The sequence below is a fragment of the Cohaesibacter sp. ES.047 genome (assembly GCF_900215505.1).
Lineage (GTDB): Bacteria > Pseudomonadota > Alphaproteobacteria > Rhizobiales > Cohaesibacteraceae > Cohaesibacter.
This window is the reverse complement of sequence record NZ_LT907844.1, coordinates 1974175-1998405: the sequence shown is the minus strand read 5'-3', so window position 1 is coordinate 1998405 and position 24231 is coordinate 1974175. Positions and strand designations below refer to the sequence as shown.

Annotated in this window: 23 protein-coding genes and 1 tRNA gene; 13 read left to right on the top strand and 11 right to left on the bottom strand. The window is 53.9% G+C overall.

Annotated elements, in window-relative coordinates; genetic code table 11:
• Positions 1-56 precede the first annotated feature (56 nt).
• From CPH65_RS09125 to CPH65_RS09115, 3 genes are all read right to left on the bottom strand, one after another.
• Positions 57-938, bottom strand: a complete 882-nt coding sequence (locus tag CPH65_RS09125) for a nucleotidyltransferase (protein WP_096173194.1) — start codon at positions 936-938, stop codon at positions 57-59.
• A gap of 41 nt (positions 939-979) precedes the next feature.
• Positions 980-2416, bottom strand: a complete 1437-nt coding sequence (locus tag CPH65_RS09120) for a cyclic GMP-AMP synthase DncV-like nucleotidyltransferase (protein WP_096173193.1) — start codon at positions 2414-2416, stop codon at positions 980-982.
• 443 nt (positions 2417-2859) lie between these two features.
• Positions 2860-4215, bottom strand: a complete 1356-nt coding sequence (locus tag CPH65_RS09115; RefSeq protein ID WP_096176327.1) for a transposase — start codon at positions 4213-4215, stop codon at positions 2860-2862.
• Positions 4216-5240: 1025 nt separating this feature from the next.
• Here CPH65_RS09115 and CPH65_RS09110 point away from each other — a divergent pair.
• On the top strand, positions 5241-6197 hold the full coding sequence (locus CPH65_RS09110) for a hypothetical protein (protein ID WP_157747585.1): 957 nt from the start codon (positions 5241-5243) through the stop codon (positions 6195-6197).
• 25 nt (positions 6198-6222) lie between these two features.
• Here the strand turns inward: CPH65_RS09110 and CPH65_RS09105 are convergent, their stop codons facing one another.
• Together CPH65_RS09105 and CPH65_RS24830 are read right to left on the bottom strand one after the other, a co-directional pair.
• Positions 6223-7812, bottom strand: coding sequence for a hypothetical protein (locus CPH65_RS09105; RefSeq protein ID WP_157747584.1), 1590 nt, complete (start codon positions 7810-7812; stop codon positions 6223-6225).
• Between the two features lie 437 nt (positions 7813-8249).
• A complete protein-coding gene (locus CPH65_RS24830; protein WP_256385212.1) occupies positions 8250-8378 on the bottom strand; it encodes a hypothetical protein in 129 nt (42 codons plus the stop codon).
• Positions 8379-8643: 265 nt separating this feature from the next.
• Between CPH65_RS24830 and CPH65_RS09100 the strand changes: the two genes are divergently transcribed.
• The 4 genes from CPH65_RS09100 (at position 8644) to CPH65_RS09085 (ending at position 11333) form a co-directional block, all read left to right on the top strand.
• The gene (locus CPH65_RS09100) at positions 8644-9210 is read left to right on the top strand and encodes a hypothetical protein (RefSeq protein WP_157747583.1); all 567 of its coding nucleotides are present in this window, start codon (positions 8644-8646) and stop codon (positions 9208-9210) included.
• A gap of 86 nt (positions 9211-9296) precedes the next feature.
• Positions 9297-9701, top strand: coding sequence for a hypothetical protein (locus CPH65_RS09095; RefSeq protein WP_096173189.1), 405 nt, complete (start codon positions 9297-9299; stop codon positions 9699-9701).
• A gap of 490 nt (positions 9702-10191) precedes the next feature.
• The gene (locus CPH65_RS25000; RefSeq protein WP_096173188.1) at positions 10192-10467 is read left to right on the top strand and encodes an excisionase family DNA-binding protein; all 276 of its coding nucleotides are present in this window, start codon (positions 10192-10194) and stop codon (positions 10465-10467) included.
• Entirely contained in the window at positions 10350-11333 is a 984-nt protein-coding gene (locus CPH65_RS09085) for a site-specific integrase (protein ID WP_096173187.1), read from the top strand. The genes CPH65_RS25000 and CPH65_RS09085 overlap by 118 nt, the downstream gene beginning before the upstream one ends.
• Positions 11334-11522: 189 nt before the next feature.
• Here the strand turns inward: CPH65_RS09085 and CPH65_RS09080 are convergent.
• Together CPH65_RS09080 and cpdR are read right to left on the bottom strand one after the other, a co-directional pair.
• A tRNA-Val gene (locus CPH65_RS09080) sits at positions 11523-11597 on the bottom strand.
• Positions 11598-11774: 177 nt separating this feature from the next.
• On the bottom strand, positions 11775-12134 hold the full coding sequence (gene cpdR, locus CPH65_RS09075) for a cell cycle two-component system response regulator CpdR (RefSeq protein WP_096173186.1): 360 nt from the start codon (positions 12132-12134) through the stop codon (positions 11775-11777).
• Positions 12135-12419: 285 nt separating this feature from the next.
• Here cpdR and CPH65_RS09070 point away from each other — a divergent pair, with 285 nt between their 5' ends.
• The 6 genes from CPH65_RS09070 to CPH65_RS09045 all read left to right on the top strand — a co-directional run bounded on the left by CPH65_RS09070 (position 12420) and on the right by CPH65_RS09045 (position 18002).
• The gene (locus CPH65_RS09070) at positions 12420-13355 is read left to right on the top strand and encodes an N-formylglutamate amidohydrolase (protein ID WP_096173185.1); all 936 of its coding nucleotides are present in this window, start codon (positions 12420-12422) and stop codon (positions 13353-13355) included.
• Positions 13356-14091: 736 nt separating this feature from the next.
• Positions 14092-14400, top strand: coding sequence for a DUF2282 domain-containing protein (locus CPH65_RS09065; protein ID WP_096173184.1), 309 nt, complete (start codon positions 14092-14094; stop codon positions 14398-14400).
• A 139-nt stretch (positions 14401-14539) separates the two neighbouring features.
• Positions 14540-15433 (top strand): DUF692 family multinuclear iron-containing protein, encoded by an 894-nt coding sequence (locus CPH65_RS09060; RefSeq protein WP_096173183.1) that lies wholly within the window; start codon positions 14540-14542, stop codon positions 15431-15433.
• On the top strand, positions 15423-16235 hold the full coding sequence (locus CPH65_RS09055) for a DUF2063 domain-containing protein (RefSeq protein ID WP_096173182.1): 813 nt from the start codon (positions 15423-15425) through the stop codon (positions 16233-16235). Before CPH65_RS09060 ends, CPH65_RS09055 begins: the two co-directional genes overlap by 11 nt.
• 54 nt (positions 16236-16289) lie before the next feature.
• Positions 16290-16886, top strand: a complete 597-nt coding sequence (locus CPH65_RS09050; protein WP_096173181.1) for a DoxX family membrane protein — start codon at positions 16290-16292, stop codon at positions 16884-16886.
• A gap of 60 nt (positions 16887-16946) precedes the next feature.
• Positions 16947-18002, top strand: a complete 1056-nt coding sequence (locus tag CPH65_RS09045) for a low specificity L-threonine aldolase (RefSeq protein WP_096173180.1) — start codon at positions 16947-16949, stop codon at positions 18000-18002.
• 273 nt (positions 18003-18275) lie between these two features.
• Here the strand turns inward: CPH65_RS09045 and CPH65_RS09040 are convergent, their stop codons facing one another.
• Positions 18276-18743, bottom strand: coding sequence for an Hsp20 family protein (locus CPH65_RS09040; protein WP_096173179.1), 468 nt, complete (start codon positions 18741-18743; stop codon positions 18276-18278).
• Positions 18744-19084: 341 nt separating this feature from the next.
• Between CPH65_RS09040 and CPH65_RS09035 the strand changes: the two genes are divergently transcribed.
• Together CPH65_RS09035 and CPH65_RS09030 are read left to right on the top strand one after the other, a co-directional pair.
• A complete protein-coding gene (locus tag CPH65_RS09035; RefSeq protein ID WP_096173178.1) occupies positions 19085-19522 on the top strand; it encodes a hypothetical protein in 438 nt (145 codons plus the stop codon).
• Between the two features lie 204 nt (positions 19523-19726).
• Positions 19727-20725, top strand: coding sequence for an alpha/beta fold hydrolase (locus CPH65_RS09030; protein ID WP_096173177.1), 999 nt, complete (start codon positions 19727-19729; stop codon positions 20723-20725).
• A gap of 26 nt (positions 20726-20751) precedes the next feature.
• Here the strand turns inward: CPH65_RS09030 and hisN are convergent, their stop codons facing one another.
• The 3 genes from hisN to CPH65_RS09015 all read right to left on the bottom strand — a co-directional run bounded on the left by hisN (position 20752) and on the right by CPH65_RS09015 (position 24172).
• Positions 20752-21570, bottom strand: coding sequence for a histidinol-phosphatase (gene hisN, locus CPH65_RS09025; RefSeq protein WP_244574578.1), 819 nt, complete (start codon positions 21568-21570; stop codon positions 20752-20754).
• A 143-nt stretch (positions 21571-21713) separates the two neighbouring features.
• Positions 21714-22931, bottom strand: coding sequence for a DUF459 domain-containing protein (locus CPH65_RS09020; RefSeq protein WP_157747581.1), 1218 nt, complete (start codon positions 22929-22931; stop codon positions 21714-21716).
• 65 nt (positions 22932-22996) lie between these two features.
• Entirely contained in the window at positions 22997-24172 is a 1176-nt protein-coding gene (locus CPH65_RS09015; protein WP_172891488.1) for a lytic murein transglycosylase, read from the bottom strand.
• Positions 24173-24231: the final 59 nt, after the last annotated feature.

Below are 24231 nucleotides of genomic sequence, written 5' to 3'. Positions count from 1 at the left end.
GGGAGAAGCCAAAAGTACTTCTGCAATCAACGCAAAACCAATTAATTTTCGCCGCTTTACCTCGGGCTATCTAGTCCGCCATATGCCGGAAAATAGTTGGGCACGATCAGGCGCCATTTGTCGATTGCGCCCGAGACGTTACCGGCTTTAGCCATTGCTTCAGCTTCCCTTGATCGGTCTCGCGCCCAGGTCAAACGGTCCACAAGGAGTTTTATCTTGGCTTCGGTATTCACGTGTGCCCCGACATCATCGCTATAGCCAGCCGGATCAGCCAATTCATATTGCACGAGGCTGATGCCTTTGTTGAAAACGTACCGCATGCCCGATGGGTAATCCGTGATCGTGACGCCGTCGAGTGCTTTAAGGATCAACGTCTCCAAATGAAATGACTTGAAGAGATTCCGGCTCTTATTCCACCCTTTGATCATCTTGATCAAAGGCACGAGGTCACAGTTGTGAGCCTTGTTGGCCGCTGTCCATAGTTCTACATGCTTTCTAGGGTCTGTGGGTATCCACTTGTTAAGCTCGAGGCTTGGGATAATGTAGCCGCCACCATTGCGATTAAAGGCGGGCACCACGTCTACCTTGAAGTCGGTGAACGTTATAGTCACAGCCGAGCCGTCCGGCCTTATATCGGGAGTTTTGGAATATGTCTTTCGGAGTGACTTCTTAATGCTCTCAAGCAACGCTTTCTTTCCACCACTGTGAAAGTACTTAACATCAAATACAATGAAGATGTCGACATCCGCCTCTTTCAGTGGCCTAATCATGGTTCTACGACGATATGATCCCGTTAGAAACGTGTCGTTGATGACAAAATCGCGATCCAATACTCCGCGAATGTCGCGTTGGCGGCTAGCGACCGCCTGCTCTTGCAGGTCTGTGATTTCAAGATTGCTGCGGAAAACACGAAACGCTTCTGCAATTGTTTTTACCATGACTAGCTCACTACAACAATTTTTTATCCGGGCACCACAACCTATTTGATCACAACGTAGAACGGCTCGCTATAGCCAACCAAACGATCATCGCTTTTGCGGATGACAAAGGCTTCAGCCATGTGGACGCCGTGGTATTGCAGATCCTCCCAGCGACGATTAACTTCGGTGGGGTGTTCAAATCCACCACGCCCCTTTTTGAGTGCTATAGCCACGGCACCTGTATTGGTGATCCGCCAACGGACATAACAATCCGCGGGCACCAGCTGGAACTTATTGACCCTGACATCGAACCACAAGCCGCCACGTGGTGGAAGCGCCTCCCCGTTTTGGACAGGATAGCTTCTATCTGTTTTGTGATTGGAATACTCTGCCGACACTTGGACATTGCGAGAGACGTGTTCTGCAGATTGCCAGGGTGGGGCATGTTTGTGAGCAGGGTTCTTGAACCGTGCAGGCAAGATGGCGATGCCGAAATCTATGACACTGTCGACGAGGCTGTCGAGGTGGGCGGCGCTTTCCAGCAGCATCGCATTGGCCCGTTGCATGGCCAAGGCCTCAGCCTTCTGCACAGTCTCGCCCTTCGCGAAGTCGTCGCCGAACACTTTTCGCCACTTCTCTATGCTATCGGATAGGGTCGTAGCATTGATCGCGTCGTCAATCCACTTTCGGTACTTGTTCACGAAGTTGCGGAAGTTAGCATATTGAGTGTCGTTCCAAAGATCGGCGAAATCCTGAGCCGGGAGTGCGGGATTGGGAACTGCCGGCTTGTCGGGGTGCGCTTGCAGCCAATCATCCAGCCTTCCCATGATAGTTTGCAAGGCGCTCGGCGTATCACTGAATGCACTCGAATCCTTATCAGACCACTCGATACGATGACCAATGAGAGTTGTCAGCAGTACGGACTGACAGCTGAAGCGTTTCTTGATATCGCGGTTGTATTTGATGAGGCGCGTGGCTTTGCGGAACGAGTTGTTCCCCGAATAGCCGTTTTTCTCACGCATCCAACGCGTGTACTCTACGGGCTGGGATTCTTCGAACTCATCCTTGCGCTTGTTGCAAACTTCTAGGGTACCTTGGTGTTCGCGCTCCATCACCAAGGGAGCAATGTCGATCTTGCAATCATCTGCGTAGGTGATCGTAACGCAGTAATCGTAAATCACGGTTTTGTCGCCATAGCGGCCGTTGTCGAGGAAGACACGCCCTAACTCTTTGACGTATTGGGCAGCACTCCAACCATTGACTGTGTGCACCTTGACCAGGAGGTCGGCGTCAAATTCGCCACCATCCACAGGGCGAATGATTGTATCGTGCGCCCATGAGCCCTGTTCGATAAACGTTGATATCTTCGGCTCCCAGTCCGAGCCTCGAATGAAACTTTTGATGGTTTCTACCCGTTCTTCAAGTCGGTCGATGCGGGTTTGATTGAGGTTGACAGTATCGGCTAAGAATTCTTTGAATTGGTTGACGAGTTTCATAAGTTGGCCCCCACATTTCAATAATTGCAAATTTATTCTCGTGCAACCTTGATGTCTCGTGGGGCTTGGGATTTATCAATTTCAATACGCCATCAGCACGAACTCCGGGGGGGGGGGGGGGGGCTTGATTGCGCTCTTCGGCACAGCGAGCGCCCACTTGCCGAGCGACCATACCGCAGCGGCCAGGGCGAGCTTCTAGTTCTAACGAATGTCCGCTTCTGTTGGCAGCCTTCAGGATCTCGCGCCAGCGGGAAATGTCCTCAACCCACCCGAACTTGGTAGTCGCAGCCTAGATGCGTCTCCTGGTCCCCTGAATGGCCGCTTTCGCCTGCGGCACCACGGATCTCGCTCCTGCAGGAAATGACCTCAATCCGCCAATTCTGTTGAAAAACAATGTGTTGCAGCGCAAAACGAAGAGCGGTTTTGGGAGGTTAAACTCTCCCTCATGCCGGTGTTGGTAGCAGCTTTGCCATCTTGCGCAGGTTTTGTGCTGTGGCTGCCAGTGTGAACTCGTCTTTTGCTCCATTTGGGCCTCGAAGACGCAGTCTATTCAGCCCCATGATCTTCTTCATGTGAGCGAACAGCATCTCTACTTTTCGCCTTGCGCGTCTTGAGGCGATAAAGGCATCCGTGTCTGCCAGATCTCGGGCGAAGTCTCGCGCTCCTTCATGGATCGATCTGGTGATGTGTCGGGTGGCAGTGTTTGGGCAGCATCTGAACTTCAACGCGCAGTTTTGACAATCCGCTTTAGCAGCACGATATCGGATGTTTTCATCGTCCTTCACCTTGGGTCGGATCGTCTGGAACTGACGGCGGCTGGGCAGCAAGTCTTTGCCATCAGGGCAAATGTATCGGTCATTCTCGCAGTCGAATATGAAGTCGGTCCTCGAGAATGTCTGGTCGAGCCGCTGCGATCTGTCGAGGACCGGAACATGTGGCTCGATACCTTTTTCATGAACCAGCCAACCCAGTGTTTCGGCATTGCCATAAGCACCAACACCGACGAAGCGTTCTGGGTATATACCAAACTTCTCTTCAACACGATCAACCATATCCAGAGCGGCATTGACTTCCGCCTGCCGGATCGGCGCTGTTGTTTCAACGTCAACAATCACGGCATTATCCAGGTCCACCAGATAGTTGGTAGAATAGGCGAAGATCGAATAGGCATTCTTTGCCCCGGTAAAGCGTGCAGCTGGATCAACGGGCGATAGCACCTTTGGCTTCACGGGCGTTGCCGCGCCGAAAGCGGCATCATCAAGGGTCTCGAAGTATTCTTCTGTTGCCCGCGTGATCCGTTCTGGCGTCCAATCTGATGCCTCAACTTTGTTCAGCCACTTTGCATCAGCTTGCACGATAGACGCATCAACACCCAAAGCCTCCCCACCGACAAGCCCCTCTGCGATGCAGCGGGTCAACACCAGTTCGAAGAGGTGGCGGAAAAGATCACTATCCCGGAAACGGCCATGTCTATTCTTGGAAAATGTCGAATGGTCAGGAACAGGATCACCCAAGTCCAAACGGCAAAACCAACGATAAGCCAGGTTCAGGTGAACTTCCTCACAGATGCGCCGCTCTGAGCGAATGCCCATGATGTAGCCGGCCAACAACATCCGGATTATCAGCTCTGGATCAATCGAAGGGCGACCCTGGCTGCTGTAATAGGGAGCAAGGAAAGATCTGATCTCACTCAGATCGAGAAAGTGATCGACCTTCCTGAGCAAGTGATCCGCAGGAACGTGATCCTCAATCGAAAACTCATAAAAGAGTGCTGCCTGCGCAACTTGCCTCGGTCCCATCCATTGGCCGGCAGGCGATGCTTGCATCGCTGAGAGGCATTTGCAAATCCCTCCTTTTCTTAAAAGGATTGAAGCAGGACCAAGCGATTACTTCAATAGCGACTTTTTCAACACCATTCGCCCACCCAAGACTTTGCTTTGTTCGTGGCATCACATTCGTCATCACGTTGTCAGGATGCTTCTGACGGATGTCAGGCACATTTCGTGACGTCATGACAGACAGTCTATTTGTTCTGATGACAGGTAAAACAGCGGCACAACAGATGCTTCGAATGCCATCAGACAACGGACCGTCTTTGTGACAAATGTGATGCGAGACTGATCGTCACCAGCGCCGTCAGCAACTTCCTGACCGTAATGCACGCAGCCAACAAGTTGCTCATCCACACTATTCCAAACGCTTGCAAAACATGATGGTCGGCGGGGTGTTCTGATGATTGTCATGACAGTCCTGACGGTTGTCATGACAGCATGACGCAGAACACGATAGCGGCATTTCGGTCATGTATTGGCAATCCGCCTTTACTTCCTGCCCCATCCATCCTGAATGGCGTATCAACGGCAGTTGCCTTGGACTTGACCTCGTCTGTGACGAAAGATTCGTTTAAACCAGCTGACTGCGGCAGTCATGTCGGGCTTTATCAATGCAATTAGACAGCAACCTCTGACCATCAGTACCAACGTGATAATGGTCTCGGCTTCTGGTTCCAACGCGTCATTGGTCAGGTGCATTTCTGGCCGTCACGATCACCTTTTGATGCACTGACAGCTGTCATGAACTGAGGCCAAACATCACCGGTAAATCCGTCTTGCAGCAGCAATCTGCATAAACTTTTTCGTTCACGGGAATTCTTTCTATTTCCTCTTCGGAAGGGCCTTCGCTCTTCCGGTCAAACAACTGATGTCTTGATTAGGAGAATAGAATGAACGATGGCACATCACACCCGACCACCGGGCAAGAACCAGACGATCTCTTCGGCACCTTTGCTGGCACACCGGTTTATCTGCACCAAATCGAAGCCGCATTGGCCCAACTGCCCGAAGCCTTTACAAAGCGAGCATTCAGCAACGCTCTTGAAGGCGCCGGACTGGATGCCGCGGTCGATCGCAATATGGTGCGAGGCGTAATGCAGAAAGCCAAGGAGAAGGGCTTGATGCGCCACAACAAGCAGTCCGATTTGTGGGAAAAGGCCCCGAAGGGTTCACCGATGCCAACTGCGTCGCCAGACACAACCGATGACCCCAGCACCTTGGCCTTCTCGGAAACGCTGCCTCCAACCAAGGCAATATGGCGAATAAGTTATTTGCAGGTCATTTGCACAATGATCTGGGTCGCCTTGATGATCATCAATGCTCGACTGGGCTTCGAGATCGGAGGGAGCGATCCTGTAACAAGCTATACGATTATGGCTCTTATGATAATTTTGGACCTTTGCCGATCAACAGCAATTGGTGGCGCGCTGCGATGCGTGCGAAACCACCGATGGTCCCTGGTCAGCCTCTTGGCTCTATACATCACCGTCGCGACCCCGATATCCATTCTTTCGACCACCACGCTCTTATGCGTGCCTCTGCAGAAAGCGACGGACGAAGTGGATATGAGGGAAAAGCAGGCAGCCATCATTGAAGGATATATCATCACCTATAACAAGCAAAAGAGGGCTGCAGCGCTTTACCATGATGAATGGGAGACGGAATGTCGGCGCGATAGATGCGGGCCAAAGGCCGCAGAATATGAACGGCAGTATAATCAAGCAGAGGCAATGGCAGCGGAGGCCATTGAAGCAGCAAGAAAGGCGGACAGTCGCCACAAGGATTTACCGTCATCAGACGAAACGGTGGTTGAGCGGATCGCGAAAGTCCTGCAACAGTTTCGAAATGATCCATTTGCGCCCGATCTCATGGTTCCACTATATATCGGAATCTTGGCCGAGCTATCTGCCCTCTGCATAACATTGCTCTGCAATACCAGGAAAGACTGACATCGACGATATTGGTGATACCGGGCTACCGATCCATCTTGTCACCTTTGCTCCTTAGGTCCTGTCTTGCCCGTCTCTCCGCATTGCGCGGATCTGGCGCCTTGGCCATCATGTTTTCTAGGCCCTGTTCCTGAAATGACATTTTGGCTTCTGCTTTTGGATCAATGGAGCCATATTGCTGTCGGTGCTGGACACGATATGCCTTAAGGTCGTCGAGTTCATCCCGCAGTTTTGATCGCGCCAACTTGATCGCGGCGTTGCCAACCTGCGTAGCAATGACATTCGCGATGCCGCCGAGAATCCGCTTCATTGGCTGTGAAAGGCCCTTGATCTTATCAAGACTGACCTTTACGTCCATTTTCAGAATATCGTCAGACTGAGGCGCTGCATCAGGGTTATATGTCACCTGTACATCGACCAGTGAAGGATCCGCTTTGAATTGGCGTTCACACTGAGCGGCCTCTGAGCTCCAGATTCGCCGGGCATACTTTTTGATCACTTTAAGAGCAGGTTGCCATTTGGCTTTTAAAATCGCTCTTTGCTCACCATCCTTGGGAGCAGCTGGGCCAAAACTCAGCTTGTCTTGTTGGCCTGTGCCACTCGACGGTTGATAGGAAATCACTCCATCATCGACAGCAGCCAGGCCTGCTTCAAGAGCATCGTCGTATCTCTCGATATACTGCTCATTCAGTTTTTGTTGGCGTAACGCCTTGGCCCGGATTGCATCTGCCTCCCGTTTTGCTTCTTCCGCCTTGGCAATGATCTGATCACCCTCCGCCTGTTTTTGCTGCTGTTCGAAATATACCTTGTTTTGACGTTCAAACAGGTCCTCTTCGGCAATCTGGACCTTGCATTCCTTAGAAGTCACATACTCTTCAAATTCCCGCTTTTCCCTTTCCAACTCCTGCCGTTTTGCCTCGATGCTTTCCTGCTGGCTATGTGCTTCGTCGATTGTTTTTCTAGCCTCCGGCAGATCTCTTCTCGTCACCGCAAGCTGCTCATGAGCAGCCATTTGCTGCAGATATTCAGCTCGTGGCAGGCGAAATCGCTTGGGGCCATACCGCATCAGGCCAGCGTCCCTGAAAACTGAAGTATAGAAATCATCTTGCCACTGTCGCATAGCATCACAATAGGCTCGACCCTGTTCGGCCAAATTGTCTTTTTTCCAGCCAGCGCCTCGACGGATATTATCAACGGCAGCTTTTCCTGGATGAAGCCAGGTGATCTCTCCACGCACAGGATCAACGCCATAAACATGGATATGCATATGCGCTTCGTCTCGGTGCACAACTGCCATCGCAAATTGACCACCTGCCTCTTCGAGGCGGTCCGTTTCGAAACGGACGACCTGTTGAAACAAGTCCATACACTCGTCCATCAGATCGGGCATTGCCCATGCATCAGCACTCAGGATTGGAAGCGAAATCACAGAAGAATAAAGCGTGTGTTTGTCGACTCGCAGGGCTTTGGTGCGTAGGGATTTTTTTCCAGTCTTTGGATTTGTATATGGCACCTGCTGCTTGACTTTGCAGGCATCATTGTGAGCTTGGCGTAGCTCATCAAAATTTTTACAAGAGCCCGGTATAATCAATGGGTCTGGATCTGGCTCTTCCACATGACTACATGATCCAGGCTTGCGCTCTGCCTCGGCGATAACTTCATCGACGGTCCAGGCTCTGTCTCCATTCGCACGCTTTTTTTGTTGGCCGCCTTTGCGGCTATATGACTCGACGCGACCGTATTGATACCCTTGCAATTGCGTTACTCCACATGTCTGATGTCATGACCTGTGAAGCAAATAGGGCGCACTTTATTGATCCGGAAATAAAAGCAAACAACCCCAGAAACCTCTCATTTTCAGAGGCAAATTAAGGGTGGTTCAAGAGTAGTAGGGTCCGACTATACGTTTTGATTTCTCCGCTTTCGCGGATCAAAACGTGTCGACTCTCCGAGGGCTCTTACGCAGAGTGCGGCATGGGAAACCCCTGCACCCAGCGACGATGATATCGCCGCATGGGTAGCGCGCCGCCTACCCAAACCCGACCGGGGCCATCAGCCGGACCAGAGGGGGCTATCGCGCCCATCCTCTTGGATCTCCCACTCGTCTCCGACGGGCCTGTCTGGCGACTGGCAGACGATCCTCTCTGCCAGACCAACTCCGGCCAAGGGAGCGATTGCCATGCCCTCCTTGGATCCCCTTGGCGGCCTTCAGCCGGACTCGAGACAACCTCTTGGCGGCGGTTTTCTCGAGGCTCTTTCCCTTAAACTGCAAGCTCCCTGATCTCATGCTGATCCCACCAATCATCATGAGATCAAAAACCCCTGACGGATGGCAACCGGATTGTGCGCAGCGGGTCTGGTGACGCCGCGCCCGATCCGTTTCGCCAGAAAGAGAAACCAGGAAAGGCAGGTGTCAAAATCCCTTCAAACCAGGTCGGAGATATTGATGACCAGCAAAAATATTCCATCCACGAAGCACGCCAGCAACTGGCAAGGCTCTGTCAGCTGTGGCGACATTGTTGCCTTCGAGATGCCTTCAGAGCATTTCGACAATCCTCTACAACCACCCAAGAAGGCATTGCCATGGCTTGTTGTCGACGAGGCAATCTATATCGGCACCCGCTATCTGACTCTCGCCCGGGGACATGACATCGGGACAACTTTTAACCACGGACCCCAAATCCGCGTCGAGCATTCTGCCGCCTTTGGTGCAGCAGGTCTCATGCAGCCGACAGTCTACAATCTGCGTGGCCTTGTGATTGTCTCTGTCAACCATGAAGGCTTTGCACTCAACAAGGATGGAACACCAGTCCTTGGTCGGCTGGTTGGTGACGAGCTCGTTCAGTTGGAACGCCTTAGAGCTCTTATCCATGCCACCAACGTTGAGCGCGCAGAAGGACGAGCCGATATGCTCAAACAACAAGCCCTGCTTGCCAAGAGATCTGGCCGCCAAATGTCCGGGATGATTATCCCAGCGCCGATTGCCATCCCAAAACCCGATCCCCAGAAGTAGTCACAGAGTGCTTTGAGATTTGTCCGACCAGCCACGGTGTCGGCCGGACAAATCACCAAACCATTCATTTTGAAAAGGATGACCATATGCCCCTTATACCTGAAACCTATCGCCACAATATTTCGCTTCTTGTCGATCAGCACAAGACCGATGCCAGCCGCATCATCGATATCGGAGCCGATGCAATCTTCGCGGCCCGAAGGGCGCTATCCTCTATGCCCGATATTGCAGTTGGCGATATTTTCGACGACATCAGGCCATTACATGCCCTGATCGATGCTGTCAGCAATCGCTGTGTTCTGGATCCGCAATTTGACGAGATCGTCGACGATTTGCTGGAGGCTCTGCCCAACCTGGATGCGGACAATCCTTTGGCTTCATCCTACGCCAGTATACGGGCTGATCTGCAAGAAGCTCAATATTTTGCCAATCGGTTTCTGGATATCATTCACGCTGAGAAGCGACGGGCACAATCGTTCAGAGAGATGTAAATCAAGTAAAGCGCACCGAACAACCTCGCCATCCATGACACGATGGCGAGGATAATGAGACAGCGTCGGCGGAAAAGCTGGTAGATTCAACAAAAACGGCGGAAACCGAGAATAAACCCTCATGAAATCAGTTAGATAACTTTTTTTGTCAATTTTATTTGGGTTTGTGAAATTTTTGCCCTATGCAAAAACGCACATATTGCACCTGTCGCCAGCGATCACAGCAGCCCAAATACTGCACATCGGGACTGCCAAGATTTCTGAACACCTCGATTATATCAGGAACACGAGGTGATCAAAGAGCTTTTCGGCACAAATCACGGTCCTGAGAGCGCTTTTCTTTCGAAATTGACGCATTCTGGTTTGGGTCCAGCTCTCAGCTTTTCTACTTCCCTTTTAGTTCACGCAAACGCAAAGAGCCGTCGGTTGGAATTCAACCGGGCGGCATAGCGATGGAATTCGCCGAGAAAGCATCTTGGAAGGCCCGCAAATGGATAGTCAGCCCCTCACTCCGGAACAACTCTCAGAACGTTGGCAATGCTCTAAAACCCTTGTCATCAAGACGATCAACGAGGGCAAACTGTCAGCATTCCGCTTAGGCAAAAAACATTTCCGTATCCCCGTCTCAGCAGTAAAGGAGTATGAGACATGTCTAATCAAATCAAAATGTATCGTGGCGTCTGGTGTGAAGTCTGGTACGAGGGCGGAAAAACTCGCCGCGCATCACTTGGTACGACAGACTTCCAAGAAGCGCGGCGGCGTCTAGCTCAAGTTGAAGATATCCTAAAAACACCCTCAGAGATCACGGTAGAATGGCTCTGGAATGAGTATGTGCAAGAGAACGAGGGCAAAGCAGTTCTCGAGACCATGGAACATACATGGAAAGCTCTTGGACAGCATTTTGGCTATCTTTTGCCAAATCTGATAAAAAGGAAAACCTGTACAGACTATATCGAAGCCCGTCGGGCTGCAGGCAAAGCAGATGGGACAATTTGGACAGAACTCGGTCATCTTAGCACAGTGATGAATTTCGGCGAGAAAAACGACTGGATCAAGAAAGCTCCATATATCCATCGACCTAAGAAACCAGACCCTGTCGACAGATACCTCAAAAAAGCCGAAGTCAAAACGCTCATCGAATGCGCGACGAAACCCCATGTTAAGCTGGCCATTACGATTATGAGCGCCACAGGAGCAAGGATCGGAGCAGTTTCGGAGCTGACCTGGGATCGTTGCGATTTTGAACGGCGACTGATCACTTTTAAGCGACCAGAAGATCTTCAAAGGCGTAAGGGCCGTGCGGTGGTGCCCATGAATGACACCGTTTATCATGCGCTCCTCGAGGCAAAGTCCAAGGCCATGACCGAACATGTCATCACGTGGGGTGACAAGCCAGTAAAATCTCTCAAACGCTCGTTGGCCACCGCGTCGGCCAAGGCTGGTCTCAAAAGGGTTACTGCCCATCTGTTGCGCCATAGCGCTGCTGTCTGGATGGCCGAAGAAGGGAACTCCATGTCAGAAATCGCACAGTTTCTTGGGCATTCAGATTCGAGGATCACGGAAAAGGTCTACGCGAAATTTTCACCGGACTATCTTCGAAAGACAGCAAAAGCTACACAATTGGACATGTAAGAATGATCCGCAGAATCCAACCTGAAGATATGGCCATTCAAGTGTTATCTATCGGAAAACATCCTTCTTTTCCCATGCGAAATGGAAAACAGGAGGGTCTCTTGAAGAACCGGTTCACGATGAACCAGAGAGAACTTCGTTACAGAGGTGGCCCGAAAATCTATGGCATTGTTTTCATTGAGGAAAGGATGGTGGGCGTAACTGGGATTGAACCAGTGACCCCTTCGATGTCAACGAAGTGCTCTCCCGCTGAGCTATACGCCCATCCTGTCGGCGCCCTCGTAACGAGGACATTGCCATGCGGTGAGATGGCTTCTACCGCTCTGCAAAAGGGATTGCAACCCCTTTCGCCGAACTCTTCAGCCGTTTGTTGCAAATCTGTGAAAAACATCGTCGCAAGCCTTCGGCGCGACGATGGCAGCCCCTTAAAATGGTCCGAAATCAGGCTGCTAGCATCTTGCTGACCTCATTGACGAGGTCTCGAAGGTGGAACGGTTTGGACAGCACTTTGGCGTCCTTGGGTGCCTGAGAATCGGGATTGAGAGCAACGGCGGCAAACCCGGTGATGAACATCACCTTGAGGTCAGGATCAAGCTCGGTCGCGCGGCGTGCGAGCTCAATGCCATCCATCTCCGGCATCACGATATCGGTCAAAAGCAAGGTAAATGGCTCTTCACGCAGCCTGTCGTAGGCGCTTTTCCCGTTATCAAAAGAGACGACTTCGTAGCCAGCATTCTGCAAAGCGCGCGCCAGAAAGCGGCGCATGTCATTATCATCTTCAGCGAGCAAAATTTGCGACATGGTATATCGGTCTCCAGCCCCTTGCGGGCGACTTTCTCGATCGGTTTTCAATCCCACTTCTCAGGGACGACTGATCCTACATTTCATACCACTTCGGGTAAAGATCAAGTGAACCCGGCCCCTCTTTCACCATCTTAGCGCAGTCACCTCATAAGATTCGACAAAAATCTTAGGAGTTTTTCTCCCATTTACACGAAGTTTCCATTAGTATCAGCTTTCATAAGCCCTTAGCGCGACTCAAGGCATGTTTGGCCAACCGGTGAAGAACCGATCAAATCCTGCCGAATGTCGCAGAAAAACAAGAGTTACAGCAACGAGACGAGCTCTGTGAATTTCGAACCGACCCACCAACTCGACACGCCCTTTCGGATCGACCATCCCGAACAGCTGCTTGCTCCCTATCTGTTCAATTCGCCCCATTCCGGACGCTGCTACACCGAGGACTTCCGGCACTCCAGTCGCTTGAGCGAGATGGAATTGCGCAGCTCTGAAGACGCCTATGTCGATCACCTTTTCTCAAAAGTGCCTGACTGCGGCGCGCCGCTGATGTCTGCCCATTTCCCGCGCGCCTATCTCGATCTCAATCGAGAGCCTTACGAGCTCGACCCCACCATGTTCGACGCTCCCTTGCCCTCTTATGCCAAGAGTGCCGGGACGCGCGTGGGGAGCGGCCTTGGCACGATCGCCCGCATTGTCTCCGAGCGCAAGGAGATCTATCGCCACAAACTCGCGCTCACCGAAGGGCTTGACCGCATTGATCGCCTCTACAAGCCCTATCATCAGGCGTTGCGCCGGCAGATGGCCCTCACCCATGTCGAATTCGGCTATGCCTGTCTCATCGATTGCCATTCCATGCCATCCCGTGTTCTCAAGAACACCAATCCAAGCATCAGGCCAGACATCATTCTGGGGGATCGCTACGGCACCAGCTGTCACAGCTCGCTGACCAGCTCAGTCAAGAGCATCCTGACCCATCTGGGCTTCAAGGTAGATCTCAACCGGCCCTATGCTGGCGGCTTTATCACCCAGCATTATGGCCGCCCGATCAAGGGGCTGCATGCCTTGCAGATCGAAATCGATCGCAGCCTTTATATGAACGAGGAAACGCTGGAACCGCTGGATCACTTTGATGAACTGACGGATCTGTTTGCTCGCTTCACCGAGCTGTTGATGCAATGCGCCAACGACCACCTGTTGCCCGAGGCGGCAGCAGCAGAATAGCAGTCCCTCTTTACGATCACGCATCTGCGCACTTTGGCTGGGATATGGCGTCCTTGTTTTGGGCGTTGGCCATCGCGCCCTGATCGCATTCCCCGCCCCTTTTTGCGGCTATTCCCGCCAGACTTTGGCCCGTCACAGAAATTGATCACCAACACTGTGACTGATCCACCAGCCCTCCAAACGCACAAAAGAAAAAGGGCCGCACGATGGCGGCCCGAAAAGTCTAAGGAGGAAACGCCCAGCAAGGGCGGCGGGAAGTATTCCGCACTGCAACAGTGACATTCGGCCCACGCTTTTTCAACCCAGACAGTGCTGATCTGCCGCCCAAACCGGTCTAACAGCGGCCAGAATAGCGCTGCGACGCATTTAAACGCACTCAATAAAGCATTGAAACAAATGCGCTTTAAAGCCATCATTCGACTAAATCCCAAGACCGAAATAACCTGTGCATAATTTTTAGGCCAATTTCGAGATCGAAAATAATTGCACAATTATTAGTCAACTGCTCGCGACAATGTCTAGATAAAAAGCGACAGGAAGCTGCCCGTCGCCCCAACTCGCGCTCTTGCTACCTCACCATGATTCTCACGGCTCAGTGAGCTGGCGTGAGGCGCGCGTCACACCCAATTCATTTCCTATTGATCGGAATTGCCGACAGACTTGGCCTTGTTCGAAAGCGAGACAAACCGCACGAACCAGTTTCAGAGCAACAATTCCAATCACCGAGGAGACACGCATGTCCACCAATTCCAAATCCTTCTCCGCTACCGTCCTTGCTGGCGCCGTCGCAACCATCGTATCCGCAAGTGCCATGACCGCCATGTCCACTGGCGGCGCCTACGCCATGGAAAAGGAGAAATGCTACGGCGTTGCTCTCAAGGGCCAGAACGATTGCAAGGCCGGCCCTGGCACCACCTGCGCAGGCACATCGACTGAAGATTATCAGGGCAATGCCTGGAAGCTCGTCCCCAAAGGCACCTGCACCACCATGAAAACTCCGAACGGCATGGGTAGCCTCGAGCCGATCATGAAAGACTCCATGTAAGCGAAACGTCAGCGAGATACCGATGCAGTTCCTCTGGCGTCACCAATGTCGCCAGAGGAACCGCTCGGAACCAGATCCATCCCCATTCGCAAGGCTCAATGACCATTTCGCATGGGGATCTTTCAAGGAGGCTAAGACGATGCCACCCAAAGCAGCGACCACCACACCGACAGGCAAGCCGATCCCGCGCCGCGCCGGTGTCGGGCTCAAGGCCGAGCACTATCAGACCATCATTGAAACATCGCCCGATATTGGCTGGTTTGAGGTTCACCCGGAAAACTACATGGGCGCGGGCGGGCCACCGCACAAATATCTGACGGAAATCGCCTCCCGCTACCCTTTATCGCTGCACGGCGTGGGTGCCTCCATCGGTGCGAACCAACCTTTGCGGCAGAACCATCTCGACCGACTGAGAATCCTCAACCAGCGATACAATCCCGGCCTGTTCTCGGAACATCTGGCTTGGTCGACCCATGAAGACGTCTTCTTCAATGACCTGCTTCCCGTCCCATACCGCGAAGAAAGCCTGATGCGGGTCATCCAGCATGTCGACCAGCTTCAACAGACGTTACGTCGCCGGGTCCTAATCGAGAACCCGTCGGTCTATATCGCCTTCGACAGCTCGACCATGTCGGAGATCACCTTTCTGGAGCGTTTGGTGGAGAGCACCGACTGCGGTCTGCTTCTCGACTGCAACAATGTCTACGTCTCGGCCACCAACCAGAATTATGATCCGATCGCCTATCTCGATGCCTTCCCTGTCGAGCATGTCGGGGAGATCCACCTTGCCGGTTTTGCGCGCGATGAAGATGATGAGGGCGAGCCTTTGCTGATTGACGCCCACGACCGCGAAGTCGCCGACGCGGTCTGGTCCCTCTATGATCACACATTGAAGCGCTCCGGCCCTGTCCCGACGCTGATCGAATGGGACAGCAACATTCCAGCATGGGAAGTCCTTTATGCTGAAGCCATGCGAGCTGAAGCCAAACTGAAAGCGGCGGCCAACAGCGCGGAGCTGCGTCATGCCATCTGATCAGACGTCGCTGGCGCACAGTCACGCATTGACCATACAGCAAAAGGCCTTCTCGGACGCCCTGCTCGCGCCAGACTTGCCCATTCCTTCTGGCGTAATCGGACCTAGTCGCATGAAAAAGGCGCAGAAACGGTTTGGCATCTATCGCAACAACGTTGTGTCAAGCCTGACCGAAGCGCTCGCGGCTGCCTTTCCAACCATTCATCAACTGGTAGGGGATGACTTTTTTCGGGCCATGGCGCGGGTATACATCACCACCCATCCGCCGCGGTCTCCCATGCTGGCAAGCTATGGCGCAACCTTTGGCGACTTTCTCGATGGCTTTGAGCCCGTCGGGCAATTGCCCTATCTGGGTGATGTGGCAAGGCTCGAACATGCCTGGCTCAGATCCTACAACGCGGCCGATGCCCCGAGCCTTGATCCAGCAGAGCTGCAACGGATCGACCCAGAGCAGTTGGGCGCACTCATTTTCGATCTTCACCCCTCCGCCGAACTTCTCTCTAGCAGCCATCCCGCCTATAGCATCTGGGCCGCGCACAAATCGGACGATCCCGCAAGCGCGATAGCCAATGTGGCAAGCATACCGGAAGACACGCTCATCACGCGCCCGGAATGGGATGTTATGGTGGTCTCTCTGCCTGCCGGAGGCCATGACTTCATCCATGCCCTGATGACAGGCCACCCGCTGGGAGAGGCTGCCGAGCGCGCCGCCAACAACAACGAGGCCTTCGATTTCGCGCTCAATCTCGGCGGATTACTCGAAACGGGCGCGATTGCCTCCATCCATCCACCGGGATCGTAACGCTACCCTCGTTCACCCGACACCCAACACAATCAGTCTCTTCAGGTCCAGATCATGCCCTTCCTGCTCCAGCTCAACCAGTTTCACAAAGTCATCTTCTGCCGACTTGAAAGGGCGCTCGATGGCTGGTTTCTGGGTCTGAGTGCAAGATTGATCTTCTCAAGCGTGCTGTTGTTCTTCTTTATCAATTCGGCCATGACCAAGCTTGGCGATGGTCCCCTTGGCCTGTTCGAACCTTCTGTCGGCGCCTACGCCCAGATCATCCCGCCCATCGTCGAGGCCGTCGGCTATGACACATCGCAGATCGCCTTCTTTCCATGGAAGCTGATCGTCATCGCAGGGACTGTCGCCGAGGTGGTTTTGCCTCTGCTCATTCTTCTGGGCCTGTTTTCGCGCCTCGCGGCCCTTAGCTTCATCGGCTTCATCGCGGTGATGAGCTATGTCGACATCGCCTTCCACAAGGTCGAAGCAGAGACCATCGGCACGCTTTTTGATCCGGTCCACAATTCAGCTATCCTTGATCAACGCCTCCTCTGGCTGATGCCACTCCTCGTCCTTATCATCAAGGGGCCGGGCATGATTTCCCTTGACCATCTGGCCTCCAAACTGCTTTCCCGCAAGCAACCCGGAACAGCGGCTCTTTCCTCTTGACCTTGAAGCCTTGAGACGGTCGAATGGCGCAAATCACTCTATCGCTTCAAGGAAATCCAAATGCAATTTGCCAGCGACAACTGGGCCGGCGCCTCCGAGCCTGTGATGCAAGCTCTCGCCAAATTCAATGGCGGGCATGTCCCGGCCTACGGTGACGGCGACCTCTGCGAGGCCATAGAGCACCGGTTTCGCGATATTTTTGAAACCGACTGCACCGCCTTCGTTGTGGCAACGGGCACAGCAGCCAATGCGCTTGGCCTGTCTAGCGTAACTGGGCCCGGTGGCACGGTCTTTTGTCACAAGGAAGCCCACATCCGTGTCGATGAATGCGGTGCGCCGGAATTCCTGTCATCGGGCGCGCGCATGTGGGGCCTTGATGGCCCCCTTGGCAAACTGACGCCTGACGCGATCCTAGAAGGTCTGGAAGATGTCCCGCATGGGGTCGTTCACCACGGCCAGCCAAGTGCGATATCCCTGTCGCAGGCAACCGAATATGGCACCGCCTACAGCATCAGTGAAATCCACGATCTGGCTGCCTGTGCTCATGCCAATCACCTCAAGGTGCATATGGATGGAGCACGGTTCGCCAACGCCATGCTGGCCATTGGTGCCACGCCGGCGGAAATGACCTGGAAGGCAGGCGTCGATATTCTCTCATTTGGAGCCACGAAAAACGGCGCATGGTGCGCCGAAGCAGTGGTCTTCTTCAACAAGGACGATGCGGCAGACTTCATCTATCGCCGCAAGCGAGCTGGTCATCTCTTCTCGAAAATGCGCTTTGTTGCCGCCCAGTTCGAGGGCTACTTCGCAGATGACCACTGGCTCGACAATGCCCGCCATGCCAACAAGATGGCAGCGCGCCTCACGGCCGGACTACAAGCAAGCGCCAATGCCCGCCCGGCGTGGGACAGCCAGTCGAACGAGGTCTTTGCGATCATCAAGAAAACCGCAGCTGCGAAGGCGACGGCGCAAGGTGCCGTTTTCCATGACTGGCCAACCGGCAACCTGCCGCCCCAAGACAGGCCCCGCGAAGATGAGACCCTCTTTCGGCTGGTCTGCTCCTTTGCCACAACACCCCAAGAGATCGATAGCTTTATTAAGGCAATCAACGACTGAGGGCGCATCACGCCAATTCATGCCAAAAGGGCACCTGAGGTCTGAAACCCGGTGCCCTTTCGGTGAGAGGTGGCGGTCGGGCGGAACGCTCGGACGCCAATCATGCATGGCATTGTCTGCTGACTGGGTGCGGCAACAGATCAGACGGTTTTTTTGGGGAGAAGAAGACGGCCTGATATCAGGCCGCCGAGTAGAACGCGGGGGCTGCACCCGAGGGACAAGCAACAGCCCTCGCGCCATTTTGGGATCTGCGATACAGACCCAAAGGCACCGTTAGTGAGTGGAGCCTTCGATCACAGCCGCGTCGGTTGCACCGTCTTGGCTTTTGATCTCAATTTGACGAGGCTTTTTGGCTTCGGGAATTTCGCGAACAAGGTCGATGTGCAGCAGACCATGTTCAAGGCTTGCCCCTTCTACCTGCATGTAGTCCGCGAGCTGGAACTGGCGTTCAAACGCACGGGCGGCGATGCCGCGATGCAGGAATTCCCGGCTTTCCTTGTCCTGTTCAGCCTTTTCCGCAACAACAGTCAGGGTGTTTTCCTTCACCTCGATCTTGAGATCGGCTTCGGTAAAGCCAGCGACAGCCATCGTGATGCGATAGTTGTTTTCTGCAAGACGTTCGATGTTGTAGGGCGGATAGCTCGGCGTACCGTCAGGGTTGGACACGGAGTCCAGCATGGAGAAAAGCTTGTCAAAGCCTACGGTGGAACGGTAAAGCGGAGTCAGATCATAATGACGCATAGGTATGCCCTCCTTTGAGCGACAGGATTGCGACTTCATATAAGATCCATTCTCCCTGTATCAGGCGAGAACGGCGTGAGTTCGGAGCCATCTTGGCCTCCGATACACAAGATATGGAAACATCGGATTTTGATTTCAAGATCTTCGATTTTTAAAAAAATCAAAAATCGTCAAAACACCGACGGGTGGCCAAAAATGGCTTTTCAAAGGCACTGCCTCATCCTCGCCACGATGATAAATCCAGCGTGAACGAAGCCTTCTGATTGGGTTCAGATTGACTGTCGTAAAGTGACATCATCACCACGATGGTGACACCCGACCCAATGAAGAAAGGCACTATCATGAAAGCCACAACCTTCGCACTTCCGCTGCTGATCGTCGCAACGCTGGCAACGCCCGTTCTCGCAAAAGGTCATCACGATGCTGTACGCCAGCATCAGACCATCATCGTCAACAGCCTTTTGCCGCATCATAATTACAGGCAGGTCAAGGCGCGCAAACTGTCGCCTCAGCACATCGCCCATATCCTGAAGCGCAAAGGCTTTCGCGGTCTACGCAACATGCGCTTCGATGGTCGCTCCTATCAGGTACAGGCCCGTAGCAAACGCGGAAAAACCATGCGCCTGATCGTCAATGCCCGGAATGGCAACGTCATTCATCGCACGGTCCTGCGCGATATGCGCCCGATCAAGAAGCACAAATGGCAGCGTGACAATCGCCGCTGGCAGAAACACAACAACTACAAGCGGCAGCACCGCACGCCCTTCTGGATAAACTGATCCCCTTCAGACCTCTACGGATGGCCGCCTCCAACAATGGGGCGGCCTTCGCATGTTTGGCCTCTTGGATGGCCCCGAGAAATCCCTTTTCCGATGCCACATGGCGGACAAAGAGGGATAACATGAAAAAAGCTGGTTGCTCCCCCTCCCATGGCTATCTCTTTTGAGTAAACTGTCCCCGATGCCGCTCTGCCGGGGGAACCGATGTATCTGAGAAATATCGACAAATATCCAGACCTTGCGGAAGGCCGCGTCAAGGCAATGCGCTGCTGGGATGAGCGCGAGGTCCGCACCGTCGTCTGGCCCTCCACACACCCACATCCCAAGGGCACGGTCTGCCTGTTGCAGGGGCGCGCTGAGTTTGTCGAGAAATATTATGAAGTTGTCCGCAACCTGCGTGCCCGCGGCTTTGCGGTCGTGACGATGGACTGGCGTGGCCAGGGCGGATCCGAGCGACTTCTGGACGATCCTCTCAAAGGCGACGTGCGCCGCTTTTCAGACTATGGCCGGGACCTGCACCAGTTTCTGCATGAAAGCGTTCTGCCCGATTTTCCACCCCCCCATTTTGCCCTCAGCCATTCGATGGGCGGGCTCATTCTTCTAGAACAATTGCCAAGCTTGCGGGCGGTCTTCGAGCGGGCGGTTCTTTGCGCGCCGCTCATTGAACTCGCCACGGAACGGCGGAAGCTTCTAAGCATGCGGCTGAAGCAGTCAACCGTCCGAAAGATTTCGTCTTTCTTACGTTTGCTGGGGCGCGGCAAACATTTCATGCCCGGAGCGGAGCGAGCCCCCATCGACCGGCTGGGCTTTGATGTCAATACCCTGACATCGGACGGCCCGACCTATGATCGCAACAGGCAATATCTGATCGACTTTCCGGAGCTGGCCATCGCGGGCCCGACTGTGCGCTGGATACACGAGGCCTGCAAGGCGATGGACCGCCTGCAATCGAGCGAAATGCAGTCCTCCATCTACACGCCGACCCTGATCATCACCGCCAGTCAGGACCGTGTGGTGAACACCAAGACCGCCGAGTATTTCGCATCGACAGCCCGCGCCATTCATGCCGTTCCGATCCCCGGATCCCGGCATGAAATCATGATGGAACGAAAGATTTTGCGCGAGCAATTCTGGGCCGCCTTCGATGCCTTCATTCCCGGTCAGAACACCCTGACCAACGAAAACATCTACATGCCGCGCTAGGAAAAAAACTCGCTAGAAGAGTGGCGTCAAACAGCAGCGTGAGACAGAAGCGCCAGCGCTTCTGCATGCACCTTGGCATTACCCGCAGCGATAACCTGCCCGCCCTCAAGCGGGGAGCCGCCGCGCCAGTTGGTCACGATGCCTCCAGCCCCTTCGATCACAGGCACCAGCGGCGCAATATCGACCGGTTTGAGCGCGGCTTCCACAACCAGATCCGCCATCCCCAGAGCAACCATGCAATAAGCATAGCAATCGACCCCATACCGGGCCAATTGCACCGCATTCTCTACCGCAAGATAGGCAGGCATTTCTGCCTCGTTGAACAGGGCCGGTGTCGTCGTAAACAGCGTTGCCTGTGCCAGTCCCGAGCACTCCCGCACGCGGAGCGTCCGCTCCCCATCGGGGCCCATGTAAAGGCTGCGAGTTCCATCACCGACGAAACGTTCCCCCGTGAAAGGCTGGCTCATCATGCCAAGCTTCGTGCCATCTTCATGAAAATACCCGATAAGCGTGCCCCAGGTTGGCAACCCCGAAATGAACGCCCGCGTCCCGTCGATCGGATCAAGAATCCAGCGCCCGCTCGCATCCAGTTGTTCGGCTTCGAATTCCTCCCCCAGAATACCATCATCGGGAAAGCGCTCATGAATGTGCCGCCGCATCTGCAATTCGGCTTCGCGATCCGCATCGGTCACCGGGTCGAACCCGCCCTCCTCCTTGTTATCGACCTGTATGGGCGAACGGAAGAGCGGCATGACGACGTCTCGCGCGACATCGGCCAAGGCATGAAGAAAATCAAAATCCGGATGGATGCCAGCCTGTGGCGGCAAGGAAGATCGCTGTGACAAGGGTTTGGCTCCACGGCAGTTGGATACAGCAATTGTTCGGACAAAACTTGTCCCACCTGCTTGTATCCCTATCCGTCCTGCATCGCAATGATCAGGCCGTCATCAAACGCCCAAGGCACAGCTATAATGAGGGGGCTATATCCTCAACGCCCCGACCATGAAAAATCATCAACGCGCAACTGCGGCACGCGCCCTGGCGAGATCACCTGCTGAGCCTCGGTCGCCGGCATTGCGCTGGAAACGGTTGCAACATCGGGATTAACGAGGGCATCCGCGTCAAGAGGCGGTTTGCGAAGGACAAAGATGTCCCGTTGCGCACCACGGCCCTCCTTGAGTGCCGTCTCGTCAGCCGCCGTCAGATTTTCTGGCAGCACATCTTCGGCCACCGACTGGGAAAGGGCCCGTATAACGAGTTTTTCAACAAAGAATGCCAGCTTCCGGCGCCCCGCCTTGTTGAAGCGGATCGCGTTTTTCTGGCGCAACCGCTTCTCCTGTCCGGTAAGGTCGGGCCCACGGAAGGTAAATCCCCCCTCCTCATTGGAGAAAGCAGGCCAGATATCGATGAAGGTCTCACCGCGCTCAGTCAGCTTGCTGGAGACAAAATCATTGAGATAGAGAAGGTTGGCACTCAAATCCTTGTTGCCCACTGGCGGCAGTCCGACCCAGAAAAGCGGTTTGTCGTGCTCTGCAAATGCCAGACGCAAGCGATCTATCTCGCGCTCATAGGAGCGAAGCCAGCCTTCGGATTTGAATTCATAGGAGGGAAACACAACGTCTCCCTCTTTATTGCGCACTTCGCGGGTTTTCACACGATCACCAAGTCCCACCATGACAACGGCAAAGGTGTAGGGTGATTTCTCGAACACCTTTTCCGGATCTTCAAGCGGATTGCGACTGGCACGATAGATCAGCCCGCTGTTGGCAACCGAATGAATGTCGACGCGAACATCCGGCGTTTTGGCAAAAGCATCCTTGAGCCCCCAGGCCAGATCCATTGAGAATTCATCGCCGAACACTGCGATCACTGCAGCATCGGGATCTTTCTTCACGGTCTGAATCACCGGCACGCGGGGCGCGGCTGGCTTACGGGTCTTGGACGCGTTGCTATCCTTCTCCTTCTCCTTGGATTTGTCACGGCTCTTGCGATTGAACAGCCGCTCGAAAAAGGACAGCGCAACAACAATACGCCCATCATCAGGCGCAGCAGCAACAGAGCGATCTTGAGAAGCCATCTCCACAATTGATGCGGCACGCGCTTCATCGATGGCCCCAAACGCCACGGATGAGACAAAGGGAATGAGAACAACCGCCACGATGGCCTTTGCTCTCACACCCGGTCTGTCTTTTCGATCCAAACCCATAAACACCGATATTCCTCGAACCATTCGGGCTGTCATTCTCTAGCCCGCATGAGACCTAGCCGCCTTTATTTAAGCGCTTTCAGCAATTTACCGCTGGCAAACCCGTCAGGCACATGTCCATTGCGCTTTTGCCAATGCCGGATTGCGGCCCGGGATTTGGAGCCCAAACGCCCGTCAATTCCGCCCGTATCATACCCCAGCCGGTTGAGGATTGTCTGCAACTCTTTGCGTTCAGAGCGCGTCAAAACCCTGTCAGAACGAGGCCAACTGCCCGCAAACGGACCACCGCCACGAATGCGGTCGGCCAGATGGCCAACGGCCAGTGCATATGAATCAGCATTATTATATCGCTTGATCATGGCGAAATTTTTGAGGATCAGAAAGGCCGGTCCGCTATAGCCTGCCGGCAGGATAAGCCGTGCTTTGTCGTCGGGACGGGGATAGGCCTGTCCCTTTGCCCGTTTCGCACCAAGCGCCTCCCACTGGGCGAGGGTCATGGCCTGCTTGCCATCCGCAAGTTCAAAGCGGAAGGTCTTGGGCAGCTTGACCTCATAGCCCCAGGTTTTTCCGGTCTCCCAGCCTGCCGATTCCAGAAGGTTGGCACTGGAGGCAAGCGCATCCGGCACCGAGCGCCAGATATCACGGCGTCCATCACCGTCAAAATCAACCGCCTTGGTCAGATAGGTGGTCGGAATGAATTGGGTATGCCCCATCGCACCGGCCCAGGATCCCATCATGTCGGAGGGTTTGACGTCCCCATTCTGCAAAATCTTCAAAGCCGCCAGAAGCTGTTGCCGGCCGAATTTTGATCGTTGCTTGTCTGCATAGGCCAGCGTGGCAAGCGACTGGATGGTCGGCTTGATGAGAGCGGTATTCTTGAAGATCGCCCCATAGGCGCTTTCCATGCCCCAGATCGCCAGCAGGATATGGCGATCAACGCCAAAACGCTGTTCGAGTCTTGCCAGCAACCGAGCGTGCTCACGCTTCATCTTGCGCCCGTTCTTGATCCGGGCCTCACTGACGGCGCTATCGAGATAAGACCAGATCGGCTTCACAAACTCGGGTTGATTGTTGGCCCGTTTGACAATTGACATATCGAGCTCAACGCCCGCAAATGCTGCATTGTATGTGCTTGCGGAGATCCCCGAAGATCGGGCCGTGGGCCAGAAATCCCTGATCCACTTTTCAAATCCCGCAGAGCTCTGGCTGGCAGCCGACAGGCTCGAGCCGAAGAGAACCATAAGACAAAGTGAAACAGCTTTTACAACCCGACCTGAAAAGTGATATATATTTCCGAGAT

What these genes read in the sequence shown, in the direction of transcription:
- CPH65_RS09125 (WP_096173194.1), bottom strand. Translation starts at nt 938, where the DNA reads ATGGTAAAAACAATTGCAGAAGCGTTTCGTGTTTTCCGCAGCAATCTT.
- CPH65_RS09120 (WP_096173193.1), bottom strand. Translation starts at nt 2,416, where the DNA reads ATGAAACTCGTCAACCAATTCAAAGAATTCTTAGCCGATACTGTCAAC.
- CPH65_RS09115 (WP_096176327.1), bottom strand. Translation starts at nt 4,215, where the DNA reads ATGGGACCGAGGCAAGTTGCGCAGGCAGCACTCTTTTATGAGTTTTCG.
- CPH65_RS24830 (WP_256385212.1), bottom strand. Translation starts at nt 8,378, where the DNA reads ATGGCAATCGCTCCCTTGGCCGGAGTTGGTCTGGCAGAGAGGATCGTC.
- CPH65_RS09100 (WP_157747583.1), top strand. Translation starts at nt 8,644, where the DNA reads ATGACCAGCAAAAATATTCCATCCACGAAGCACGCCAGCAACTGGCAA.
- CPH65_RS09095 (WP_096173189.1), top strand. Translation starts at nt 9,297, where the DNA reads ATGCCCCTTATACCTGAAACCTATCGCCACAATATTTCGCTTCTTGTC.
- CPH65_RS25000 (WP_096173188.1), top strand. Translation starts at nt 10,192, where the DNA reads ATGGATAGTCAGCCCCTCACTCCGGAACAACTCTCAGAACGTTGGCAA.
- CPH65_RS09085 (WP_096173187.1), top strand. Translation starts at nt 10,350, where the DNA reads ATGTCTAATCAAATCAAAATGTATCGTGGCGTCTGGTGTGAAGTCTGG.
- cpdR (WP_096173186.1), bottom strand. Translation starts at nt 12,134, where the DNA reads ATGTCGCAAATTTTGCTCGCTGAAGATGATAATGACATGCGCCGCTTT.
- CPH65_RS09070 (WP_096173185.1), top strand. Translation starts at nt 12,420, where the DNA reads ATGTCGCAGAAAAACAAGAGTTACAGCAACGAGACGAGCTCTGTGAAT.
- CPH65_RS09065 (WP_096173184.1), top strand. Translation starts at nt 14,092, where the DNA reads ATGTCCACCAATTCCAAATCCTTCTCCGCTACCGTCCTTGCTGGCGCC.
- CPH65_RS09060 (WP_096173183.1), top strand. Translation starts at nt 14,540, where the DNA reads ATGCCACCCAAAGCAGCGACCACCACACCGACAGGCAAGCCGATCCCG.
- CPH65_RS09055 (WP_096173182.1), top strand. Translation starts at nt 15,423, where the DNA reads ATGCCATCTGATCAGACGTCGCTGGCGCACAGTCACGCATTGACCATA.
- CPH65_RS09050 (WP_096173181.1), top strand. Translation starts at nt 16,290, where the DNA reads ATGCCCTTCCTGCTCCAGCTCAACCAGTTTCACAAAGTCATCTTCTGC.
- CPH65_RS09045 (WP_096173180.1), top strand. Translation starts at nt 16,947, where the DNA reads ATGCAATTTGCCAGCGACAACTGGGCCGGCGCCTCCGAGCCTGTGATG.
- CPH65_RS09040 (WP_096173179.1), bottom strand. Translation starts at nt 18,743, where the DNA reads ATGCGTCATTATGATCTGACTCCGCTTTACCGTTCCACCGTAGGCTTT.
- CPH65_RS09035 (WP_096173178.1), top strand. Translation starts at nt 19,085, where the DNA reads ATGAAAGCCACAACCTTCGCACTTCCGCTGCTGATCGTCGCAACGCTG.
- CPH65_RS09030 (WP_096173177.1), top strand. Translation starts at nt 19,727, where the DNA reads ATGTATCTGAGAAATATCGACAAATATCCAGACCTTGCGGAAGGCCGC.
- CPH65_RS09020 (WP_157747581.1), bottom strand. Translation starts at nt 22,931, where the DNA reads ATGGGTTTGGATCGAAAAGACAGACCGGGTGTGAGAGCAAAGGCCATC.
- CPH65_RS09015 (WP_172891488.1), bottom strand. Translation starts at nt 24,172, where the DNA reads ATGGTTCTCTTCGGCTCGAGCCTGTCGGCTGCCAGCCAGAGCTCTGCG.